Annotated in this window: 16 protein-coding genes; 3 read left to right on the top strand and 13 right to left on the bottom strand. The window is 61.4% G+C overall.

Translation table 11 applies throughout. The features are described from left to right. Nucleotides 1-22: 22 nt before the first annotated feature. From KW846_RS15770 to KW846_RS15725, 10 genes are all read right to left on the bottom strand, one after another. Nucleotides 23-448, bottom strand: coding sequence for a thioesterase family protein (locus KW846_RS15770; protein WP_218483278.1), 426 nt, complete (start codon nt 446-448; stop codon nt 23-25). Continuing rightward, nucleotides 441-1,985: a histidine ammonia-lyase gene (gene hutH / locus KW846_RS15765; RefSeq protein ID WP_218483276.1), complete on the bottom strand. Its 1,545-nt coding sequence runs from the start codon at nt 1,983-1,985 to the stop codon at nt 441-443. Before hutH ends, KW846_RS15770 begins: the two co-directional genes overlap by 8 nt. Further along, nucleotides 1,966-2,907: a glycosyl transferase gene (locus KW846_RS15760; protein WP_218483274.1), complete on the bottom strand. Its 942-nt coding sequence runs from the start codon at nt 2,905-2,907 to the stop codon at nt 1,966-1,968. Before KW846_RS15760 ends, hutH begins: the two co-directional genes overlap by 20 nt. Further along, nucleotides 2,904-3,638: a glycosyltransferase family 2 protein gene (locus KW846_RS15755; RefSeq protein ID WP_218483272.1), complete on the bottom strand. Its 735-nt coding sequence runs from the start codon at nt 3,636-3,638 to the stop codon at nt 2,904-2,906. The genes KW846_RS15760 and KW846_RS15755 overlap by 4 nt, the downstream gene beginning before the upstream one ends. Nucleotides 3,639-3,787: 149 nt before the next feature. Beyond that, complete coding sequence (locus tag KW846_RS15750; RefSeq protein ID WP_218483270.1) at nt 3,788-5,467, bottom strand: acyl-CoA synthetase family protein; 1,680 nt, start codon at nt 5,465-5,467, stop codon at nt 3,788-3,790. Next, entirely contained in the window at nt 5,464-6,009 is a 546-nt protein-coding gene (locus KW846_RS15745) for a hypothetical protein (RefSeq protein WP_015093164.1), read from the bottom strand. The genes KW846_RS15750 and KW846_RS15745 overlap by 4 nt, the downstream gene beginning before the upstream one ends. Beyond that, a complete protein-coding gene (locus KW846_RS15740; protein ID WP_007972204.1) occupies nt 6,006-6,260 on the bottom strand; it encodes an acyl carrier protein in 255 nt (84 codons plus the stop codon). Before KW846_RS15740 ends, KW846_RS15745 begins: the two co-directional genes overlap by 4 nt. Nucleotides 6,261-6,269: 9 nt before the next feature. Then, on the bottom strand, nt 6,270-6,545 hold the full coding sequence (locus KW846_RS15735) for a phosphopantetheine-binding protein (RefSeq protein WP_095964643.1): 276 nt from the start codon (nt 6,543-6,545) through the stop codon (nt 6,270-6,272). Next, entirely contained in the window at nt 6,523-7,335 is an 813-nt protein-coding gene (locus tag KW846_RS15730) for a 1-acyl-sn-glycerol-3-phosphate acyltransferase (RefSeq protein WP_218483268.1), read from the bottom strand. The genes KW846_RS15735 and KW846_RS15730 overlap by 23 nt, the downstream gene beginning before the upstream one ends. Beyond that, nucleotides 7,311-8,036: a beta-ketoacyl synthase chain length factor gene (locus tag KW846_RS15725; protein ID WP_218483266.1), complete on the bottom strand. Its 726-nt coding sequence runs from the start codon at nt 8,034-8,036 to the stop codon at nt 7,311-7,313. The genes KW846_RS15730 and KW846_RS15725 overlap by 25 nt, the downstream gene beginning before the upstream one ends. Before the next feature lie 355 nt (nt 8,037-8,391). Between KW846_RS15725 and KW846_RS15720 the strand changes: the two genes are divergently transcribed. Continuing rightward, nucleotides 8,392-9,162, top strand: coding sequence for a ParA family protein (locus tag KW846_RS15720; RefSeq protein WP_218483264.1), 771 nt, complete (start codon nt 8,392-8,394; stop codon nt 9,160-9,162). 126 nt (nt 9,163-9,288) lie between these two features. Here KW846_RS15720 and trxC read toward each other — a convergent pair whose 3' ends face one another. Further along, nucleotides 9,289-9,723 carry a thioredoxin TrxC gene (trxC, locus tag KW846_RS15715; protein WP_126048827.1) on the bottom strand — a complete coding sequence of 145 codons (435 nt, stop codon included), beginning with the start codon at nt 9,721-9,723 and terminating at the stop codon, nt 9,289-9,291. 195 nt (nt 9,724-9,918) lie between these two features. Here trxC and KW846_RS15710 point away from each other — a divergent pair, with 195 nt between their 5' ends. Together KW846_RS15710 and KW846_RS15705 are read left to right on the top strand one after the other, a co-directional pair. Continuing rightward, on the top strand, nt 9,919-10,215 hold the full coding sequence (locus tag KW846_RS15710) for a type II toxin-antitoxin system HigB family toxin (RefSeq protein ID WP_102698606.1): 297 nt from the start codon (nt 9,919-9,921) through the stop codon (nt 10,213-10,215). Further along, the gene (locus KW846_RS15705) at nt 10,212-10,613 is read left to right on the top strand and encodes a type II toxin-antitoxin system HigA family antitoxin (protein WP_102698607.1); all 402 of its coding nucleotides are present in this window, start codon (nt 10,212-10,214) and stop codon (nt 10,611-10,613) included. Before KW846_RS15710 ends, KW846_RS15705 begins: the two co-directional genes overlap by 4 nt. Before the next feature lie 6 nt (nt 10,614-10,619). On the opposite strand, the gene selO is transcribed toward KW846_RS15705, so the two are convergent. Continuing rightward, nucleotides 10,620-12,083, bottom strand: coding sequence for a protein adenylyltransferase SelO (gene selO, locus KW846_RS15700; RefSeq protein ID WP_218483263.1), 1,464 nt, complete (start codon nt 12,081-12,083; stop codon nt 10,620-10,622). Nucleotides 12,084-12,131: 48 nt separating this feature from the next. Next, the gene (gene mscK, locus KW846_RS15695) at nt 12,132-15,500 is read right to left on the bottom strand and encodes a mechanosensitive channel MscK (RefSeq protein ID WP_116580751.1); all 3,369 of its coding nucleotides are present in this window, start codon (nt 15,498-15,500) and stop codon (nt 12,132-12,134) included. Between the last annotated feature and the right edge of the window lies 1 nt (nt 15,501).

Genomic DNA, 15,501 nt, shown 5'->3' with positions numbered 1-15,501 from the left:
AATGAGGTGTTGAGACCTGAAGTCATGCCAGCACCTTCTCAACAGCGTCGGTGAACACCTTCGGCGAGGCCAGTTGCATCTCGCGGCTGGCGAGGTCGACGGCGACCTGTACCGTCATGGCCCGGGTCAGGCGTTCACCGGTTTGCAGATCGCTGATCAGGTAGTTGATCTTCAAACGGTTCTCCCACTCCACCAGATTGGCGCGCACGTTGAGTTTCTGGCCGAACACCGCACCGCGCACGTAGCGCAATTGCAGGTCGATCACCGGCCACGCGTAGCCGGATTCGTTCATCGCCGTGTAGTTGTGGCCGATCGTGTCCAGCAGCGCGCAGCGGGCGACTTCCAGGTATTTGACGTAATGGCCGTGCCAGACCACGTGCATGCTGTCGACGTCAAAGAACGGTACGACGATTTCCGTGTCGGTGTGCAGAAGTCCCTTGCTACGCATGCAGCCTCCAGTGTTGTTGGGCGATGCGCTGCAGGCACAGGCGCAACTCGCCTTCCAGCGCGCGGTCTTCGATGACCGGTGGGAAGTCCCCGGCCAAGGCTTCGTGCATGGCGGCCAGTGCGGGTGGCAGTGGGCGCGCATCTTCGGCCTGGCCGCGCAGCCAGACACCCTGATTGGCCGCCAGCAGGGTGGCGGCTGCCACTTGTTCGGTGAGTTCCAATACGCGGATCGCATCCCGGGCGGCGATGGTGCCCATGCTGACTTTGTCCTGGTTGTGGCATTCGGTGGAGCGTGAGAAGACGCTGGCCGGCATGGTGTTTTTCAGTGCTTCGGCGGTCCAGGCGCTGGTGCCGATCTGCACGGCCTTGAAGCCGTGGTTGAGCATGGCGCGGTCAGCCGTGGCGCCGGACAGGTTGCTCGGCAAGCCATGGTTGTAGCGCTCGTCCACCAGCAGCGCGAGTTGCCGGTCCAGCAGGTCGGCGACGTTGGCCACGAGGTTTTTCAGGCTGTCCATGGCGAACGCGATGTGCCCGCCGTAGAAGTGCCCGCCGTGCAGCACGCGCTCGGCTTCGGCGTCGATGATCGGGTTGTCGTTGGCGCTGTTGAGTTCAATCTCGATGAACGAACGCAGCCAGTTCAGGCTGTCGGCCAGCACGCCCAGCACATGGGGCGCGCAGCGCAGGGAGTAGCGGTCTTGCAGGCGATGCAAGGGCGCGGTCGGCGCGTCGATGGCCAGATCCTTGCGCAGCCACGCGGCGACCTGCATCTGCCCCGGATGTGGCTTGGCGGCGAACAGGCGCTCGTCGAAGTGCTCCGGGTTGCCCTGCAGGGCGACCACGTTCAGCGCGGTGATGCGCGTGGCCAGTTGCAGCAGGTAATCGGCGCGGGCGAAGGCCAGGCAGGCGAGTCCGGTCATTACGGCAGTGCCATTCATCAGTGCCAGGGCTTCTTTCGGCCGCAGCACCAGTGGTTGCCAGCCGAGTTCGCGGTGCACATCGGTAGCCTGCCGGCGTTCGCCGCGGAACATCACTTCGCGTTCGCCGGACAGCGTGGCGGCAACGTACGAAAGCGGCGTCAGGTCACCGCTGGCGCCGACCGAGCCTTCCTCCGGAATCAGCGGCAGGATGTCGTGTTCAAGAAACGCCTGCAGGCGTTCGAGCAGCTCCACGCGCACCCCGGAAACACCGTGGCACAGCGACTGTAGACGCGCCGCTAATACCGCGCGGGTGGCCTGGGCGTCGAGCAGTCTGCCCAGCCCGCAGCCGTGGAAGGTGTACAGATGCTGCGGCAGCGCTTCGACGTGATGCAGCGGCACCGCGACCACACAGGAATCGCCATAACCGGTGGTCACGCCATAGATCACGCCTTCCTTGTCCAGCAGCGAGTCGAGAAAACGTGCACCCTTGGCGATGCGCTCGCGGTAGGCGGGATCGCTTTGCAACTGCGCCGGCACCTTGCGGTTGGCCAGTGCCAGCACATCTTCAATGCGCAGAGGGCGTTCGCCGAAGGTTACCGGCTCAAGCGTTGGCGTCGTCATCGGTCTTCCAGAAAGGGTAAAAGTTGAACCATTGTTGGGGCGCTTCGAGGCAATAGTGACTCAGGCGCTCGGCGTAGCGGGACGCCCACTGATGAATGACCTGTTCACGGTCGCTGCGTATCCAGGTGATTGCCTCAGCGAAGGGTTCAATGGTCAGTCGATAGTCGCCATCGGGCTTTTTCAGGCACAGCAGCAGATTGATCGGGCATTTCAGCAGGCCGGCCAGCAACCACGGGCCTTGAGGGAATCTGGCCGGATGGCCGAGAAAGTCCACGGTCACGCTGCGCCCGCCATGCAGCGGCACGCGGTCGCCGGCAATCGCCAGCCACTCGCCACGCTCCAGGCGCTCGCTCAGTTGCAGCATGATCCCCGGGTCCAGTTCGCTGACCTGAATCAGGCGCAAGTTGGTCGCCCCGGCTTCGCCCAGCAAACGGTTGAACTGTTCGGCGTGCTTGGTGTGCACCAGCACGTTCATCGTGACCTTTTCGCCGATTTCCGCCAGTGCGCGGCAGACTTCCAGGTTGCCTAGGTGTGCGCCCACCAGCATCTGGCCGCGGGCAGCGCGCAACTGCTCGCGCAGCAGCGCCGGGTCGATGATTTCGATTTGCTCGATGCTCAGCCTGCCGTTCCAGACGTCGAGTTTGTCGAGCATGGAGTCGGCGAACGCCATGAACTGGCCGAATACTCGCCAATGGCTCGGGCGCAGTTCGTTGCGACCGCTCCAGTCGGCCAGGCGTTGCTGGTATTGCCAGGCACTGTGTCGCGCACTGCGACCGAACAGGAAGAAGTACAGGACGATGCCGTACAACACCGGGCTCAGTACTCGACGGCCCAGCACTTTGGCGCCGAATGCGGTGAGCTTCATCAGCCAGAAACTGCCGCGCTCCTCGCGGTCGGCCCAGTGTTGTTTGTCGGCACTCATGTCCGCCACCGTCGCCAGAGGATCATGGGTGAGCGCAGCAACATGCCGAAGAACAGCCGCGTGTGCATGCTGGAAATCAGCACGTTGTCGTGGAACATCCGAAAATGCGAAACGCCGTCCAGCGGGTAACGGACTTTGGTTTGCAGCCATAACATCGGCTGATTGCGCCAGGCCAGGCGCACCAGGATGTCCGAGTCGAAGTCCATGCGCTTGCCGATTTTCGCCGACTCGATCAACGCCAGGACTGGTGGCAACGGGTAAACCCGGAAACCGCACATGGAGTCGCGAATCTGCAACGACAGGGTGTTGATCCAGACCATGACGTGGGTGAGGTAGCGCGCATACAAACGGCCTTTCGGCACGCTGGCGTCATATTGCGGATAACCGCAGATCACCGCCCGTGGGTGGCGGCGTGATTGTTCGATGAAGCGTTTGACGTCCTGCAAGTCGTGCTGGCCATCGGCATCCACCTGCAAGGCATGGCTGAAACCCAGGCGTGAAGCTTCGCGCAAGCCGGTCATGACCGCGCCGCCCTTGCCCTGGTTTTCGGCGAGGCGGATCAGGTAAACCATTTCACGCTGGGCCAGGCGGTCCAGTACCCGGGCGCAGCGCGGGCTGCTGGCATCGTCCACCAGGATGCACGGCAGATGGTTGGCGATCAGCGCATCGACCACTGTGGTGATGGCGTCTTCGTGGTTGTACACCGGGACAATGGCGCAGGGGCTATGCATGTTGGTGTACACCTGAAAGACCGAGGTGTCTGCTTCGCGAGCAGGCTCGCTCCCACATTGGATCGCATCCGAACTCGAAATTTGTTCTCGACACAAATCCAGTGTGGGAGCGGGCTTGCTCGCGAATGAGTGCGCAGCACTCACCAAACTTACACATGCGCCGCCTCCAGCAAGATCCGCCCGCTGGAGCAGGTGGCAGTTTCGTTGCGATAAGCGAAATACAGTTTGCCGCGCACCGGGTCGAAGCGCAGGTGCAGCTGGATTTCATCGCCCGGGCGTACCAGTTGCTGGAACTTCAAGACTTCCATGCCGGCGAATTTCTCCGGCAGGTTCATCAGTTGCCGGCCCAGGCTCAGCGCCCAGTCCACCTGCACCACACCAGGCAATACCGGCGCCTTGGGGAAGTGACCGCTAAAATAGGCCAGGTCCGGTGGCACGGCCAGTTGCAGGCTCCATTCGCCATCGCTTTCGACTTGCTCCAGCACCTCCGGGGTTTTGGGGCGCGGCGCCAGCAACAGGGCATCGACGTCGGCCTGGGGCAGCTTGCCCTGAGCGTTCAGCGGCAGTTGTCGCAGCAGGCGCCAACGCCTTGGCAGGGCCAGGGTTTCGCAGTGTTGGCTCAGGTGTTGGCGCAATTGCTCGGTGAAGCTGCGTCGGCCCAGATTGCGCAGAGCATGCAAACCGGCTTCGCTCGGGACCAACAAGGCCCCCAGGGAGGCGCGGTTTTCCTGAACCACGCCGAGCCGCGCTTCGCTGACCCAGTCATGGGCCATCAGCGCCTGCTCCAGCATCGGCAGCGAGATGCGTTTTTCTTCCAGTTTGACGATCCGGTCCAGTCGCCCGAGCAATTCAAAGCGACCATCGACGGCGATACGTGCTGAATCGGCAGTCTGTTCGACATGACCGTCAGGCAAGTAGGGCGAAGCGATCAGCAGCGCCCCTTCACTGTCTTGAGTCAGCGTGACATCGGCAAAGGGCTGCCAGAGTTCAGCGCCCTGACGCCAGGCGATGCCGCCGGTTTCCGAGCTGCCGAAAATTTCCGTTGGCCATTGCCCGAGACGCTCATGCAGGCTCTGTGCGGCCTCGACCGGCAATGCGCCGCCGGAGGAAAACACCCGGCGTACGCAGCTCAAGGCAGGCCAGTCGAGGTTGTCGCCCATGCGCTTGAGCAGCGCCGGGCTGGCCACCCAGGCAAAGGCCGGGTGCTCGCGGCTGGCACGTTGCAGGTCTTCCGGGAACGCCAATTGCTTGCGTACGAACGGACGTCCGGCGCACAACGGCCACAGTACCCGAAACAACAAACCGTAGATGTGCTGGGTGGCGACGCTGCCAATGATGCACGCCGGGCCCAGGCCAGAGCCCCACAGCTGTTCCAGGGCTTCGATTTCATTGGCCAGTTGACGCAGGTTTTTTTCGATGCGCTTGGGTTCGCCACTGGAACCGGATGTGCACAGGCTCAGCCGACAGTTATCCAGGTCCAGTACAGCGGCACTGAGCGGTGGCTGTTGGAAATCGCCAAGGTGCATGTCGCCCGGTTGATCGGTCAGCCACAGATCAACTTCGCCTGACCAGCGTTGACGGGTCTGCGGTTGCAGGTCGGACGGCAGCAGCACACTGACCCCGGCACGCCAGGCGCCGAGTAGGGCGATCGCCAGGTCGGCGGCATCCTCAAGGTGCACGGCCATCTGCCGTACACCCCGGGCTTGCAGGCCGGCGGCAAGGCTCAGCGACAGTTCGCACAGTCGGGCGTGATCCAGTGCCGGACCGGTCGTGATGGCACGGTCCGGCCGGGCCTTGAGCAGCAGGTGCTCAAGTTTTATCCAATTCATGGGTGGCCTCGTACCCTTAGTCGTATCAGCCATTCAATGGCAAACATCAGGCCTATCAATCCGTAGGAGATCAGGCCGGTGTACAGCGTCCACCAGCTCAGCGGCGCCCAGAGGGTCAGGGCGGCGGCACACAAACCGTTGCATAGAAAAAAGACGCTCCAGGCGACGGTCACCTGACGGGTATAGCGAATGCCCTCGGCCGGTAATTGCGGCTCGCGCACCCGGGCCAGGCGTTCGACGATCGGTGGGCCGAATGTCAGGCTCGAGCCGAAGAGCACCAACATGAAGGCGCTGATCAACACCGGATACCAGCGCAACAGCGCCGGGCTGTCGAACAGTGCCAGCAACAGGCAGAACACAATGGCCACCGTCGCCATCCACAGGCTGCCGGGCCGACGTTTGCCGGTCAGCGCCCGGGCCAGCCACAGTCCGCCCAGCAGTAGGCCGAACTGCCAGGGGGCGAAGTGCTCCATGCCGAAATACACCGCAAAGGGATACAAAAGGCCTGCCAGCAGCAGGCCGAGGCCAATCAGACGACTCATGCGGCCGGTTGAACCAGACGGTAGACCGCTTCGACCACGTCACTGACGGTACGCACCGATTTGAATTCTTCGGCGGCGATTTTCTTGCCCGTCTGACGTTTGATGTGATCGATCAGGTCGACCGCGTCGATGCTGTCGATTTCCAGGTCCTGATACAGGTTGGATTCCAGGCTCACACGCCCGGGGTCCAGTTCGAAAAGCTCGACCAGGGCATCGCGCAGGGTGTTGAAAATGTCGTCACGAGTTTGCATGGTCCGGTCTCAAGCTGCCTGTTTTGCGGTGACGAACGCCGCAAGGCTCGCCACGTTACTGAAGTGATTACGAGTGTCTTTGGCATCGGCATCGATTTTGATGCCGTACTTTTTCTGGATGGCCAGGCCCAGTTCCAGGGCGTCCACCGAGTCCAGGCCCAGGCCTTCGCCGAACAGCGTCTGCTCGTTGCCGATGTCTTCGGCGCTGATGTCCTCGAGGCCCAGGGCGTCGATGATCAGCTCTTTGATTTCCAGCACCAGGCTATGGGTGTTCCGATCGCTCATCTTCGGCGAGCTCCTTGATGAAGTAAGAATGCAAATAATCGTTGAGCTTGCGCGAGGCTTGCGGAGCCGGCCCCAGCGAGGCGAAGGCCTGTGGGTCTATATCGGCCCCGACCCGGAAACTGAAGTGCACGCGCCGCTTTGGGATGCGGTACCAGGGCTCGGCCTTGGTCAATGTGGTCGGGTTGACCTTGATAATGACCGGGGTGAGGATTTTCGCACCCCGCACGGCGATTGCCGCACCGCCCCGATGAAAGGCCGGGGCCTGTCCGGGCCGGGTGCGCGTGCCTTCGGGGAAAATGATCAGGGTCTGGCCGTCTTTCAGCGCATCGGCAGCCGCGTCGAGCATGTCCATGCTGCCGTCGTTGCTGATGTAATCGGTGCAGCGCAGCGGTCCGCGGGTGAAAGGGTTTTCCCAGAGGCTTTGCTTGACCACGCAATTGGCGTGACGCACCAGGCCGATCAGAAACACCACGTCGATCAGCGAGGGGTGATTGGCAAGGATCATTTGCCCGGGGCGACCGAGTTTTTCCGCGCCTTCAATGTCGTAGGTCAGCACCCCGGTACGGGCCATGAAGCGCACAAAAATCCAGAAACAGCGGCTGACGGTTTGCCGGGCCCGCAGCCGATGGGTGCGGGCGTCGCCGGGCAGGCAGTTCAGCACAGGGAAAATCACCAGGCGCAGGCACAGGCCGCCCAACCCGAACAGGGCAAAGCTCGCGGCGGTGGCCAGCAAGCGCCAGTAATAGGCGTCGCGGTTTTTCTCGGTCACGGGTTGCGTTGCCAGGTCCATACACGATTTTTCCAGGCATGTTGGCAGGTGGTTTGCTGGCCGAGCAGCATACGCAACAGATTCAGCGCGTGGGGCCAGCGGGATTTGGACAACGCTTCCGAGGGGCTGTTCAGGGACAACTGCCAGTCGGTACCTGGTGTGATCAGCAGGCCGACGGCATATGGGAACGGCACGTCGTCGATCCAGGTCGAGTACGCCTCGGGCGGCCGCTCTTCGGTGACCACCAGCAGTACCGCGCCAGCGCCTTCGGCCAGTAGCGCGGCAGCTTCGAGCATGCCGTGCTCCAGGCCATCGCCTGCGGCAGCCAGGGCCGTCATTTCGCTGGTTTCACCGCGCATGATCGACCACAAGCCAATAATCGCGTTATGCACAGACAAGCTGAACCGGGTCGGCGACAGCGGCTGGTCGGCGGCCAGATCACTGAGAATGTCGACGGTGTGCGGGGTTTCGCCGTGACGGGAAACAAAGACCAATGGCAGATCCTGCCGGCCTTCGGCCAATGGCCAGCCGACACTGAATGCCATCCGTGCCAGGCGGCTGAGCCTGCGGCGCCGCATGGCCGGTAGAAAGGAAACGTCGGGAGCGACATCGCTGTCCGACAGCACGACGGGTTGCCGGCTCCAGGCCTGCCAGTCGCTCACGCTCTCAAGCCCCGGGGCCCAGGCGCGCCATTGGGCGATGTTGAAGTTGATCACAGACATTCATCCCGCCCTCTCGGGCTTACTTGACGCGGGGAGTGGCCGAGAGCCGAGACTCACCCAGCGCGGCGTTTGCCGCCGAGTGGCGCGCATTATCCCGGTGCCGGGAACGTGTAGCAAATGCTGGTTACATTTTGCTCAACAAGATGCGGCGACTGGCTCGCAAAAACTGAGCGATTGGTAATTATTCACACAATCACTGCTCCGTCTGTCGGTTCCTGCGTCAAACCATCGGGCCGTTCACGGCTTTTCAAGCAAGAGAAGGCAACTGACTGTGTAGTCCCTGTGCCGACAAGGTAGCGAAGCAACGCCGTGCACCACTACACTCGGTCATTCTTTGATACACGGGGGTTTTGACATGCGGCGCGTGGTGTTCAATCAGAAGGGTGGTGTTGGCAAGTCCAGCATTGCCTGCAATCTGGCGGCGGTCAGTGCCAACGAGGGTTTTCGCACCTTGTTGGTGGATCTCGATGCCCAGGCCAACTCCACTCAGTACCTGACGGGGCTCACGGGTAGCGACATCCCGATGGGCATCGCCGATTTCTTCAAGCAGACGCTGTCTTCCGGGCCGTTCTCCAAAAAGAATCAGGTCGACATCTACGAAACCCCCTTCGATAACCTCCACGTCATTACCGCCACCGCCGAACTGGCGGACTTGCAGCCAAAGCTTGAAGCCAAGCACAAGATCAACAAGCTGCGTAAGTTGCTTGAGGAACTGAGCGAAGACTACGACCGGATTTACCTCGATACCCCGCCATCGCTGAATTTCTATGCAGTTTCTGCATTGATTGCCGCCGATCGTGTGTTGATTCCCTTCGATTGCGACAGTTTTTCACGCCAGGCACTGTACGGCCTGATGGCGGAAATCGAAGAGTTGAAGGACGACCATAACGAAGGCCTGGAAGTTGAAGGCATCGTCGTCAACCAGTTCCAGGCCCGCGCCAGCTTGCCCCAGCAAATCCTCGACGAACTGATCGCCGAAGGCCTGCCGGTGCTGCCGGTGTACCTGGCCAGCTCGGTACGCATGCGCGAATCCCACCAGGCCAACACGCCGCTGATCCATCTCGACCCGCGGCACAAGCTGACCCAGCAGTTTGTCGAGCTGCATAACCTGCTGGAAAACACCTGATTATCAGGAAACACGCAAAACCTGTGGGAGCGAGCCTGCTCGCGATGAGGGCTTCACAGTCAACATCACTGCTGACTGAAACACCGCTATCGCGAGCAAGCTCGCTCCCACAGGGGCTGTGTTGCCTCAGATACCCTGGCTACGCAGCCAGGCCATCAACTGCGGCAACGGAAACGCCCCGCTCTGCCGTGCGACCTCCCGGCCGTTCTTGAACAGGATCAGGCTCGGGATCGAGCGAATCCCCAACTGCGCGGACAACTGCTGGTTCGCCTCGCTGTCCAGCTTGGCCAACCGGCACTTGCCCTCCAGTTGCCCGGCCGCCTGCTCGAACACCGGTGCAAACGACTTGCACGGCCCACACCAGTCCGCCCACACGTCCACCAGCAGCGGCAGATCGCCTTTGATCTGGCTGGCGTAGTCGCCTTGTTTCAATTCAAACGGCTTGTTCAGCAGGACTTCGGCCTTGCAGCGTCCGCATTTCGGGTGGTCGTTGAGACGCTCGGCGGGGATGCGGTTGAGGCCGTTGCAGTGGGGGCAGGGGATGAGGAGTGGGTCGGTCATGAGCAAGGTCCAATGGGGAGCTGATAACACCTAGTTGGAGACGTTTGCTCATATTTTCAATCGTGCAGCGGTGTGCGGTGAATCTAGGCTTGAGTCTTGCCGAGCCAGACCGCTTGTCTGTAGAGCATTATCGCAACTTGCGATATTTTTGATCTGAGATTAACTTTCCATAGCAAAATGCGATAAGGATGTTGCATGCATGTTCTCACCGAAAAAAGAGTACGTGAAGCCAAGGCGAAATGGCCAATGGCAGCCAACGCGCTGGATCATTGGTATCAATTAGCCAAAGGAAGCAAGCCGTCGGATTTTGCGGCGATGAGAACCACCTTTCCTGCAGTCGACAAGGTGGGCGAGTTTCATGTTTTCGATATCGGTGGCAACAAATTGCGGCTGATCGCTTTTGTCAGGTATCGATCGCAAAAGCTTTATATCAAGCATGTGCTGGACCACCGCGAATATGATCGCGGTAAATGGAAGGAGGAAAGAGCATGAGTGTCCTGATCGAAAGAGCTGCCGAGCATTGGGAGTTCGTCTCGCCGTTGCTTCGAAAACCGAAAAGCGAAGACGACTATGACCTGTTGGCACAGGCGCTGGACGAGTTGCTCGAGATGACCGGCGACGATGAGTCCCACCCGTTGATGAGTCTGGTAGACATCATTGGTGACTGGATTGAAGAATGGGATCACAAGCATCACCCAATGCCGAAGCCCAGCGGAGTCGAGGTTCTTGGCTACTTGATGCGCGAACACGGCTTGAGCCAGAGCGACCTGCCTGGCGTCGGCCCTCAGTCGGTCGTTTCCGAGATCCTGAGCGGCAAACGCCAGCTCAACCTGCGGCAGATCCGCTGGTTGGCCGAACGTTTCGGTGTGTCTGTAGAAACCTTTATCTGACCCGCCTCACGACGAACAACTGATCTCCAGATGCTTGCCCCATTCCGGTGGCCTCTCTGCGTAGCTTTCCATCCCCGGTTGTTCCTCGAATGGATTGCTCAGCACCGCGTGCAGTCGTCGAACTTCTGAATAGTCGCGGCTCTCTGCCGCATCGATGGCCTTTTGCGCCAGATAATTGCGCAGGATGTACAGCGGGTTGACCGCGTGCATCCGCCGGCGGCGCTGCTCCTGATCAAGCGTGCCTTCACGGCTGACTCGGGCGACGTAGAGCTCGCCCCAGGCATCAAAGCCCTTGAGATCGACGAAGTCGTCGCGCAAGCGGGTGATCGCCTGTTCCGGTGCTTCATCACCCAAACGGCGGAAAAATAGACTGTAGTCGACGCCGCTGTTTTGCATCAGTTGCAGCAGGTTCTCCAGCAGTTTCTGGTCGTCATCCTCTGCGGTGGTCAGGCCGAGACGACGGCGCATCAGGTCCAGGTAATGGGCCTGGAACAGCGGCAGGTAGAGGCCGAGGGTTTCGCGCAGGGCTTCGACGCTGATGAACGGCGTCAGGGCCTGAGCCAAGGCGCTGAGGTTCCACTGGCCAACCGGCACCTGGTTGCTGAAGGAGTAACGGCCCTGGTCGTCGGAGTGGTTGCAGATGAAGTTGGCGTCGAAGTCGTCGAGGAAGGCGAACGGGCCGAAGTCGAATGTAATCCCGAGGATCGACATGTTGTCGGTATTCATCACTCCGTGGCAGAAGCCATAGGCCTGCCATTTGGCGATCAGTTCGGCGTTGCGCTCGACCACTTCGCGGAACATCGCCAGGTAGGGTTCCGGTTGTTCCAGGCACTGCGGGAAGTGCATGGCCAGCACGTGATCACCCAGTACTTTCTGCTGCTCGGGGCGTTTGGTGTAGTAGAAGTATTCGAAGTGGCCGAAGCGCACGTGGCTTGGTGCCAGGCGCAGGACCATGGCCGCGCGCTCCTGCTTTTCACGCCACACCGGGGTGTCGGAGCCGATCACGCACAGGGCGCGGGTGGTCGGGATATTCAGGGCATTCAGGGCTTCGGAAGCGAGGAACTCGCGGATCGACGAACGCAGTACCGCCCGGCCATCGCCCATGCGTGAAAACGGCGTCTGGCCGGCGCCCTTGAGGTGCAGGTCCCAGTGTTCGCCGGCCTCGTTGTACACCTCGCCGAGCAACAGGCCGCGACCGTCGCCCAGTTGTGGGTTGTAGGAGCCGAACTGATGCCCGGAATAGACCATCGCCCTCGGAATCGCATCGGCCCAGAGCTTGTGGCCGCTGAACAGTTCGGCGAACTCCGGGGTTTCGGCCTCGGCCGGGTCGAGGTCCAGCAGGGCCATGGCGGCGGGGCTGGCCACGACCAGGCGCGGATTGTCGATGGGCTCGGGCAGCACATGGGCGGAAAACGCTTCGCCCAGGCGGTCGAAGCGATTATCGAAGGTGAGTTCGTCGAGGGCTTTCAAGGGCCGGCTCCAGCAGAATGTCCGAGCATTCTGCTGGGGAATGGCCGGTTAGTCGAGTTTGGCGGCGGGCGGTTCTTGCGCCGGCTTGCCGTCGACGATCGGCACGATGGTTTTCGCTTCCGGCTCGATCGGCACCATCTTGTATTCCTGGCCGTGCAGGTTCTTGAGGTAGACCTCCATCTGCCGGAACGAGATGTTGATGTGCTGCTTCTTGAACTCGCGGTTGATGAAGCGGTTGACCTCGTCGAGCACCGGGTTGCGGTCGCCGAGGTCGCGCACATGCATGCGCAACTCGTGGTCGAGGGTGCTTTCGCCGAAATTCAGGAAGTACACATGCGGCTCCGGGTCTTTCAGGACGCGCGGGTTGTCCCGTGCAGCCTTGAGCAGCAGTTCTTTCACCAGGTCCAGGTCCGAGCCGTAGTCGACGCCGAGCTTGAGGGTCACCCGGGTGATGGTGTCGGTCAGCGACCAGTTGATCAGTTGCCCGGTAATGAACGTCTTGTTCGGGACGATGATGTCCTTGCGGTCGAAGTCGGTGATGGTCGTGGCGCGGATGCGGATCTTGCTCACCGTACCCGACAGGTTGCCGATGGTGATGGTGTCACCGATCCGCACCGGACGTTCGAACAGGATCATGATGCCGGAAATGAAGTTGGCGAAGATTTCCTGCATGCCGAAACCGAGGCCGACCGACAGCGCCGCCACCAGCCATTGCAACTTGTCCCAGCTCACGCCCAGGGTCGACAGGGTCGAGACGAAGCCGACGCCGGCGATCACGTACGAGAGCAGCGTGGTGGTCGCGTAGGCGCTGCCTTGGGCCAGGTTGAGCTTGGACAGCACGAAGACTTCCAGCAGGCCGGGCAAGTTGCGCGCCAGGGCGAAGGTGATGCCGATGATGATCAGCGCACCGAGCATGTCGCCGATGCTGATCGGCACCATGCTCATGTTGGCGCCGGTGCCGCTGGTGTATTCGTAGAGGGTGATGTTGTCCAGGTACGAGAACACGGTGATCAGGTCGGCCCAGACCCAGTACAGCGCCGCCATGAAGCCGCCGAGCAGCGCCAGGCGGATCAGGCGCAGGGACTGTTCGTTGACCTTCTCGATGTCCATGGTCGGTTCTTCGATCACCGCTTCGCCGTCGCCGGCCTCTTTGGCGGCCAGGCGCTTGGCCAGGGCGCGCTGGTAGGCCAGCCGCCGGGCCGCCACACTGAGGCCGCGCACGAAGGTGGCTTCGATCACCAGCCAGAACATCAGCAGATACAGGGTGTTGATCAAGCGGTCGCTGAGCTTCAGTGCGGTGTAGTAGTAGCCGAAGCACACCGCCACGAACAGCGCGACGGGCAGGGCGGTGAACAGGATCCCCACCAGTTTGCGGAACAGCGAAGCGTTCTCGTGGGTCGGGCTGCTGATGAGCAAGCGGCTGAGCAGCAAGGTCATCAAGGCGTAGCAGATCAGCACCACCGGCATGCCGAGCACGTCATCGGCCAGTGCCGCCGGTTGCAGTTCGGCAACGGCCACTACGGTCACCAGGGCCATGACCACGATGCCGAGGCGGCGGATCCATCTGCGCAGGAATTCCACCTGGGGCTTTTCCCAGCGGAAATGCAGTTCTGCCACGCCACCCGGCGCGAGGATCCGGTAGGCGGTGTAGAACACCAGCCAGGCCCCGGCCATTTGCAGCAGCGCCGCGCCCATATTGGCGTTCTGCCCGCGGGCGTCGATTTGCAGGGCCAGCCCGCACAAGGCGAGGCCCAGGGAAACCGGCATCGCCAGCAGGACGTTGATCAGAATCGCCTGCGGGGTGTGCCACTGGCTATCGCGCTTGAAGTGACCGATGTCCTGGTGAACCTTGTTCAGTCGTGCGTACAGACTCTTGCGCCGCCACAGCAGTGCACCGATCAGCAGGGCCAATGGCAGGAACAGCAGCGGGCGCTGGGTCAGGCCATCGGTCAGTTCGCTCAGGCTTGACAGTACCGGCAGCGAATCGAGCTGACGCTGCAGGCGATCCGGCACGCTGTGAATCCACTCCAGGTCCAGCGGCTTGTTGCTGGGAATCCAGAACATCTGTTCATCGAGCGTCGCCCGCAGGCTTTGCGCGGTGCTGAGCAGTTGCTTCTGGTTCAGTTGCAGGGTGATGGATTCGTTGAGCACCGCGCTCAGTTCACGATTGAGCCGCTCCAGCAGGTCGGCGCGGGTGGTGGCCAGTTCCATCAGGCTTTTGCGCAACTGCGGCGTGACTTGCTCGGGCGGCTGGGTCGACAGCAGGTTCTCAACGTAGGTGGTCGGGTTGCTCAGCAGTTCCCGTTGCTGGCTGACTTCGAACTGATACAGGCGAATGTCAGCGATCTGGTCGGCCAGGTTGCGGTCGAGCCGCAGGCGCGGCAAGGCCTGTTTCTGCTTGTAGAGAATTTTCGAGAGCAGCAGGCTGCCTTTGAGTACGTTGATTTGCTCGTCCAGCGCCGAATCGCTCTGGGTCAGGCTGTCCAGTTGTTGCTTGGTCTGCAGGTTCTGCTGGGTGACTTCGTTGAGGCGGTCGGTGCTTTTGAGCAGGTAGTCCGAGAGCTTCAGGTTGGCCGCGCTTTCGGTGGCCAGCAGGCTGCTGCCGCCGGCCTTCTGCGCTTCGATGGACTGCTGGGTGACCGTTTCCTGGGACAACGCCAGGCGCTTCTGGTTGATCAGGGTTTGCAGCTCCTGGATTTCCTTGTCCAGGCGGTCGGATCGCTCCGACAACAGGTCATGCTGGCTGTTGCCGAGGTCTTGCAATTGGGTATTGCCGGCCAGTTCCTGGCGGCGCAGCGGGATCAGGGCGTTCAGCGCTGCCAGTTCGGCATTGAGCTGGTCGCGCTGCTCGGCGCTCAGGGTCTTGCCGGCGTCCTTGCCGTTCTTGAGGATATTGTTGATCTGCTGAATGCGCGTCTGGCTGCTGGATATCTCCGCCTGGGCGCGCTCGGGGCGGGTCTGGGCAGTGATGATCAGGCTGTTGGCATCGCCCAGGGCCTTTTGCAGGTCGCTTTGCTGGGTGGAGCGCTCAGTGAGCATTTGCTCCAGCTGCTGGATCGTTTCTTTGGCGAAACGCTGCGCCACCGGCACCACGGCGCTGGCCTTGAGGCGGGTCAGTTCACGCTGGTTTTCCACCGTCTGCTTGGGTGCCGAACTCAACGTTTGCTTGAGCTCGGCCAGCTTCTGCTCGTAGTCACGCTTGTTGTTGAGCTGGTTCAGCGTGTTTTGCAGGACGGTTTGCAGGGCCTTCTGATCGGCTTCCGGCAGTTTGCGGTCGGCAATCTTGTCCAGACTCGCTTGCACGGCTTCGCTGGAGGGCGGTTCGGCCGCTTGCGCCGCTTGTGAAAAACCAAGGGGGCCGACAGAGAGACTCAAGCCCAACAGGGCAATGGCGAAAAAGGAGCGCAGGTTAGGCATA

Source organism: Pseudomonas sp. PDM32, assembly GCF_019219225.1.
Lineage (GTDB): Bacteria > Pseudomonadota > Gammaproteobacteria > Pseudomonadales > Pseudomonadaceae > Aquipseudomonas > Aquipseudomonas laurylsulfatiphila.
Note: the sequence above shows the minus strand (reverse complement) of the source record. Positions and strands in the feature narration are given on the sequence as shown.

Excerpts from the sequence above, each read along its gene's own strand:
- KW846_RS15750 (WP_218483270.1), bottom strand. The coding sequence starts at position 5,467 with ATGAATTGGATAAAACTTGAGCACCTGCTGCTCAAGGCCCGGCCGGAC.
- mscK (WP_116580751.1), bottom strand. The coding sequence starts at position 15,500 with ATGCCTAACCTGCGCTCCTTTTTCGCCATTGCCCTGTTGGGCTTGAGT.
- KW846_RS15745 (WP_015093164.1), bottom strand. The coding sequence starts at position 6,009 with ATGAGTCGTCTGATTGGCCTCGGCCTGCTGCTGGCAGGCCTTTTGTAT.
- KW846_RS15740 (WP_007972204.1), bottom strand. The coding sequence starts at position 6,260 with ATGCAAACTCGTGACGACATTTTCAACACCCTGCGCGATGCCCTGGTC.
- KW846_RS15755 (WP_218483272.1), bottom strand. The coding sequence starts at position 3,638 with ATGCATAGCCCCTGCGCCATTGTCCCGGTGTACAACCACGAAGACGCC.
- KW846_RS15730 (WP_218483268.1), bottom strand. The coding sequence starts at position 7,335 with ATGGACCTGGCAACGCAACCCGTGACCGAGAAAAACCGCGACGCCTAT.
- KW846_RS15710 (WP_102698606.1), top strand. The coding sequence starts at position 9,919 with ATGCATGTTCTCACCGAAAAAAGAGTACGTGAAGCCAAGGCGAAATGG.
- KW846_RS15720 (WP_218483264.1), top strand. The coding sequence starts at position 8,392 with ATGCGGCGCGTGGTGTTCAATCAGAAGGGTGGTGTTGGCAAGTCCAGC.
- KW846_RS15735 (WP_095964643.1), bottom strand. The coding sequence starts at position 6,545 with ATGAGCGATCGGAACACCCATAGCCTGGTGCTGGAAATCAAAGAGCTG.
- KW846_RS15705 (WP_102698607.1), top strand. The coding sequence starts at position 10,212 with ATGAGTGTCCTGATCGAAAGAGCTGCCGAGCATTGGGAGTTCGTCTCG.
- trxC (WP_126048827.1), bottom strand. The coding sequence starts at position 9,723 with ATGACCGACCCACTCCTCATCCCCTGCCCCCACTGCAACGGCCTCAAC.
- KW846_RS15770 (WP_218483278.1), bottom strand. The coding sequence starts at position 448 with ATGCGTAGCAAGGGACTTCTGCACACCGACACGGAAATCGTCGTACCG.
- KW846_RS15760 (WP_218483274.1), bottom strand. The coding sequence starts at position 2,907 with ATGAGTGCCGACAAACAACACTGGGCCGACCGCGAGGAGCGCGGCAGT.
- KW846_RS15725 (WP_218483266.1), bottom strand. The coding sequence starts at position 8,036 with ATGTCTGTGATCAACTTCAACATCGCCCAATGGCGCGCCTGGGCCCCG.
- hutH (WP_218483276.1), bottom strand. The coding sequence starts at position 1,985 with ATGACGACGCCAACGCTTGAGCCGGTAACCTTCGGCGAACGCCCTCTG.